Annotated in this window: 9 protein-coding genes; 8 read left to right on the top strand and 1 reads right to left on the bottom strand. The window is 37.7% G+C overall.

Annotated features, from left to right (window positions below; all coding sequences use genetic code 11):
* From AC1DSB_RS13835 to AC1DSB_RS13805, 7 genes are all read left to right on the top strand, one after another.
* On the top strand, positions 1-836 hold an 836-nt coding region (locus AC1DSB_RS13835; protein ID WP_477586908.1), incomplete at its 5' end, for a hypothetical protein.
* A 20-nt stretch (positions 837-856) separates the two neighbouring features.
* On the top strand, positions 857-1,291 hold the full coding sequence (locus tag AC1DSB_RS13830) for a DUF4234 domain-containing protein (RefSeq protein ID WP_477530774.1): 435 nt from the start codon (positions 857-859) through the stop codon (positions 1,289-1,291).
* Positions 1,292-1,319: 28 nt separating this feature from the next.
* Positions 1,320-1,928 carry a hypothetical protein gene (locus AC1DSB_RS13825; protein ID WP_477586907.1) on the top strand — a complete coding sequence of 203 codons (609 nt, stop codon included), beginning with the start codon at positions 1,320-1,322 and terminating at the stop codon, positions 1,926-1,928.
* A 139-nt stretch (positions 1,929-2,067) separates the two neighbouring features.
* Positions 2,068-2,220 (top strand): hypothetical protein, encoded by a 153-nt coding sequence (locus tag AC1DSB_RS13820; RefSeq protein ID WP_477530776.1) that lies wholly within the window; start codon positions 2,068-2,070, stop codon positions 2,218-2,220.
* An 83-nt stretch (positions 2,221-2,303) separates the two neighbouring features.
* Positions 2,304-2,936 (top strand): hypothetical protein, encoded by a 633-nt coding sequence (locus tag AC1DSB_RS13815; RefSeq protein ID WP_477530777.1) that lies wholly within the window; start codon positions 2,304-2,306, stop codon positions 2,934-2,936.
* A 79-nt stretch (positions 2,937-3,015) separates the two neighbouring features.
* A complete protein-coding gene (locus AC1DSB_RS13810; RefSeq protein ID WP_016428417.1) occupies positions 3,016-3,408 on the top strand; it encodes a hypothetical protein in 393 nt (130 codons plus the stop codon).
* Positions 3,405-4,049 (top strand): hypothetical protein, encoded by a 645-nt coding sequence (locus AC1DSB_RS13805; RefSeq protein WP_477530778.1) that lies wholly within the window; start codon positions 3,405-3,407, stop codon positions 4,047-4,049. The genes AC1DSB_RS13810 and AC1DSB_RS13805 overlap by 4 nt, the downstream gene beginning before the upstream one ends.
* A gap of 211 nt (positions 4,050-4,260) precedes the next feature.
* Here the strand turns inward: AC1DSB_RS13805 and AC1DSB_RS13800 are convergent, their stop codons facing one another.
* Positions 4,261-4,491 (bottom strand): helix-turn-helix domain-containing protein, encoded by a 231-nt coding sequence (locus AC1DSB_RS13800; protein WP_477530779.1) that lies wholly within the window; start codon positions 4,489-4,491, stop codon positions 4,261-4,263.
* 101 nt (positions 4,492-4,592) lie between these two features.
* Here AC1DSB_RS13800 and AC1DSB_RS13795 point away from each other — a divergent pair.
* Positions 4,593-5,349: EamA family transporter (locus tag AC1DSB_RS13795; protein WP_477586906.1), on the top strand; the 757-nt coding region annotated here is incomplete at its 3' end.

Genomic DNA, 5,349 nt, shown 5'->3' with positions numbered 1-5,349 from the left:
TTCCTGGGGGCAACAATTGTTTCAATTCTCAGCACCCTCACCTCGTATTTTTTACTGAATGTCTTGGTATGGTGGGATCCAGCTGGAATTGGGCGGAGCATGACTTGGGCAGTCCTTCTGACATTGTTGGTAGCAATCATTACGGTGTATATGAAGCAACGGAAGGCAGGGACATTAGTATGATTGGTGAAGCGTTCAAAATCTACAGTCGTAACTGGTTTCCTATTCTAATGTGGTGTTTCATCATCATAGCACCCATTACTGTTTTCAGTTATTTGGGGATTGTCTATGTATATAGCAATGACATTTTGCATAATGAGTCTTTTCTCGCAGGGTGGCTGCTAATGCTGAATTTCATTTTATGCATCCCTCCTTTTTTAAAAATGGTCAAAAAAGATGGAATGGATGAAACGATAAAAGTTACGGAAGGTTTGTTTTTCTTTGCCAAACGATTCGGTGTGATTTTACTCGTCGCAACAATTGTTTATTCTTTRGGATTGATGGGCATGTATTTATTATTCATACCAACCGTGGTTGCCATATTATTTTTGATCATTTTTCCGTTTTTCGTGGAATCACTGAGTGTCTGGGAGACTATTAAACAGACTTTAAGGAAAATGAGAGATGAGAACCTTTCGATTATTGGTGATGTCTTAGTGATCGCTGGTTTGAACATTGTTTTGTGGACCAGTTTGATGATGTTTCTGGAAAGTTATGAAACGAATGTTTTGGCATTTTTAATCATACGTGTCACTCTTAATGTATTGATTCTTCCTATTTTGTACATATATTTGTCTTTGAGGTATAGAAGCGATGATTTCGCTTTGGATATTTAGTTGAGGAAGGAGTCACATAGATGGTCAGCAAAGTTGAAAAAAAAGCACCTGAAAAGAACATCAAAAAGATAAATGTGTTTTTAATGGTGATTTTGTCTTTCATCACAATGGGAACATATATTGGCTATTGGTTTGTAAAAAGAAGCAAGGATATAGAAAGATTAGAACTTAATCACCACGTGTCATTTGGAACTTGGAAATTATTCACTGGCCTCTCTTTAGTCTTGTTACTTATTCAATTATTTGGTGGCATGATTTTAAGCGAAGTCGGATTACTGACTATCGATTCTTTAAATATGATGTTTTCATTTCTATTTGTTGGTATATTGTATTATTCCATATTTAGAATTAAAGAAGTAATCGAAGAAAACTCAGAAATTGAATTTAATAAATATGCTCTATTTTTTATGCATATCTACTATTTACAATACAAATTAAATCGAACATCCCTTTAAAACTGGTGTTCTAGAAGAGGTGTTACTATTGGAAACCAAAAAAATGGCTACAAAGAGCGTTTCATTTTCTAACAACCGTATTTTCATAACGTTTGCACTGTTTCTTCTGCTGGGCTTACCAGCAAGTTTCATTCCTGAAGAAACATATCTAAAATGGTTATTGATCAATTTCATCATTGCTGTGCTTTTGACAGTAGTGAATTACATGATTTGGACGAAACAGAAGAATGATAGCAAAAGGTATTTCTCACTTCACTCTTTTGTGATGATGCTCGGTTTGGCATTTTACGCGACATCTCCAATATTAAGATTGATCTATCCTTCCATGTATTTTTGGATTCTTTTAGGTGGATTGATTTTGTACACTGTTTTCTTAGTATCAAAGTATGACGCAATTGCTGGAGGGCTTTTAAATCCTCGGAAAAAAGGGTTCAAATTATTGGTTTTCTCCTTTTTTGCCATCGTTTTTGTAGCGGGAAGTAGCATATGGGGTTATATGCTAGCGTCAGATGCCGCACCGGTCAATGAAGTGGCCATTATCATGTTTTTCTTGGGACTCTTCCTATTGATGGTAGCTCCGTCAATGCTTGTAACACCAAAGCGTGCCGAAGAATTGAAAGCGCCACAACATAATTGAGGTACAGTGAAACGTTGTTAAACTTAGTATGTGCCTAATCGGAAGCAATTGCAGAAGGTCTATTAAATCCAAGATTAAAGGGTTTCAAGATGTTGATTTTTACATATTTTGCAATTTCTTTTTCGCTGGAAGCGTATTATTGGCCTATATGTTGGCAACAGAAGCAGTACCATGGGGTGGAGTGGCAATTATTACTTTCTTCATTGGTCTATTTTTTATAATGGTATCTCCTGCCATGTTGATTACACCTGAAAGAGCGATTGAGTTAAGAGGTAGAGAAATTAAATCCTGACGGCAATTCATTCCAACGAAGAATTCAAGACCACCTCTTATGATTGAAGAATACAGTTAACAAGTGATTGGAGAGATTGCATTTTGCCGAAGCCATCCATTTTTGTTTTTTTACTGCTTCCATTGATATCTGCACTGATCTCACTGGGGATTCCCATTTATAAGTCCGAGTATATGATATTAACAACCATCATTTACTTGGGGTATGCATTGTTACTCTTCATCGTTAAAGCAATGTTCTCATCTAAGGGGAAAATGGATTTTCCTAAATTTGCAGGATATGCAATGTTTACTGCTTTCTCATTTTTCTTTATTATGCCTTTGATTAAAATATTTGATGGCGAAATTGGCATTCAATTGCTCTTGATCGTGATTTGGCTCGTGCTCCATATAATCTTTTTTGTCAAAGTCGAGACGTTCTACAAGATTGTTTTACCGACGGCTGGTGAACAAAAATCAAAATGGACGATTATCTACTATCTAGTTTTCCTTGTACTTGCTCTAATTTCAGGTGGAGGAAACTTCGTGGTAACGCGAATTATGACAGAAAGTTATGGACAGGAACCAATCATGAATTATTTTTCATATGTCCTATATATCATCGGTTGTTGGCTTGGAACACTTGCAGCCGTTATGAGCATTAGAATGCAAGGGAAGTTGCCGAAAGGTCGAATTGAACGAATAGTACAAAAGGGAAAATTAGTGCGCAATAAATAATCATTGAATTGATGAATACATAGTAATGTTGACCTCATAAAAAATGAATTGTGCAATATTTGAAGATAGAGGTGATCCCATGATGGGCTTACGAACATTAAAAAATGAAAAAGGTGCATTGAGTATCGAATTTCTAGGAATTCTCCCTTTCTATTTCATTTTTTTCTTATTGCTTTGGCAAGTGGTAGCTTCCGGTTATGCAGTCATGAGTTTGAAGTCTGCCGCAAATGATGGAGCGTCGGTTTACGCTATGACTGGAGATGCGGTAGAAGCTCAAAGTGCTGTCATGCAATCCATTGGCGGTAGTGCACTTTTGGCCAGTCCCAATGTATCCATTAACCCACAAGGAAACGGTGCTTTCACATTAACAATCAGCGCCCAGCACCCTCTTGTCTTTATTCCAGCTGAATGGAAGAAAGAGACCGCGGTCTCATTGAACTCGAAAGCAGCTGGCAAGGTGTTTGTCCCATGAAGTATTTAAGCAATGAAAGAGGAAACTCTGCCTTTTATATTATCTGGCTCTTAGGTATTTCCGCTGTCATTTTTGTCATTGTCATCAATATTGCGAAAGTATATGTGGTCAAACAACAAGCTTCAACTGCCACACAACAAGCAGCATTTGCGGGAACCATCGTTTTTTTGGAAGTTACCCAAAAAGGGATCGAGAATTTTGACAGTGACCTGATCAAATCCACCGCTCAAAAAAAGGAAGATGGGAAATCCATTCAAGATCAAATTGATAAAAAAGTGGATGAATTGGTCTCTCAAGATGTAGATTTACAGCAAGCGTACATTAAAGCATACAATGAAGTACTTCCTGGAAAATTAAGAAAACATCCTCAATTTGAAATGGAAATGAAAGAGACGTTTAGAGATTCTGGGCTTCGCGGGAAATTACTTAGTGCAGTTCAATCAACCATCACGGCCAATGAAGCGAATGCAGATGACGTCGAAGTGCTGCTGTCCGATACAAAATGGCGTGTGGAAGTAACAGCAGATGCTACATATAAGACGATAACGGACGGAACCTATCTCCAGTCATTTACTTCGGATATTAAACAAAAAGGAGTCGGCCCGTCACTTAAATATTTGGAATATATACCTTTCGAATGAATCAGTCCTGGAACAATCCTTTAGGACTGATTTTTGTGTATCAACATCTCTCTGATTCAGCACCTGAAAGTTGAGGCTTTCTAGACTGAGGTAGACCCTACATGAATCCTTCGGTATGCAATAAAAATCCAAGCAATCTATAAAACAGATTGCTTGGATTTTCTTTATGATTTACAGATTTTCATATTTTTCGCCTGGTAAAATTACGAGGTTAGTCTTCATCTTTAACATCAATATCTTCAGGAATGGGAGTGTTTCGCCATTCGTCGATTTGCCGTTTAACGTCTTCCACTTGTTCTAGGTGTCGATCAAATTGTGTTTTATTTATTAAATACTGCTCGCCATCATGAACAGATTTAATTCGTCCTTCCAATACGTACCGGCGTACTTGCTGTTCAGGCATGCTCAAAAATTCAGCTGTTTCTTCTATTGTTAAATACATAGAGCAACACTCCTTTTTCTACAGTATAGTTGACGGTATGCTGTATCTCAATATGTATAAAATATGGTAAAGTACAGTCAACAACTACTTGAGGTGACGATATGAAAACTGTGATCCCTTACTTCCTTGTGCTATTAGCTGCTGTGTTATGGGGCACAACTGGAACTGCTCAAACCTATTTGCCACAAAGTGCCCAGCCTTTGACGATTGGTGCGTCACGCTTAGCAATTGGTGGATTTTCGTTATTACTAATAATGATTGTGATGAAAAAAATTAATTTCAAAACCTGGCCATGGCTGATCACTTTAATATGTGCATTGTGCATGGCATTGTTCCAACCTTTATTTTTTACCTCCGTACGAGTGACAGGTATTGCTATCGGGACTGTTGTCGCTATTGGAAGTGCACCTATTTTTTCTGGTTTGATAGAATGGTTGTTTCTTAAAATGAAGCCATCTCGCGCTTGGGTATTGGCCACAACCCTTTCAGTCATTGGATGCAGTCTTTTGTTTCTGAACAAAGACGCACTTACTGTTAATCCACGGGGTGTAACTTTGTCTCTAATTGCTGGATTTGTTTTTGCCATTTATACAATCGTCAGTAAAGCATTACTTTCTAAAGTAGAAGCCATTCCGGCAGTTGCCATGACATTTTCATTGAGCGCTTTGATGTTGATGCCTTTCTTGTTCATTTTCGACAGTTCTTGGGTGTCGGAACCATCGAATATTTGGACGATATTATACTTAGGATTTATGACGACCAGTGTTGCGTACATACTGTATTTATTGGGTCTCCAGAAAGTCCCTTCGTCTTCAGCAGTAACGTTATCTTTAGGGGAACCGTTGACTGCAGCAGTTT

This window comes from Paenisporosarcina sp. P4_E4_2, assembly GCF_056401595.1.
The sequence above is the reverse complement of the archived record's forward strand: the minus strand, read 5'-3'. Positions and strand labels throughout refer to the sequence as shown.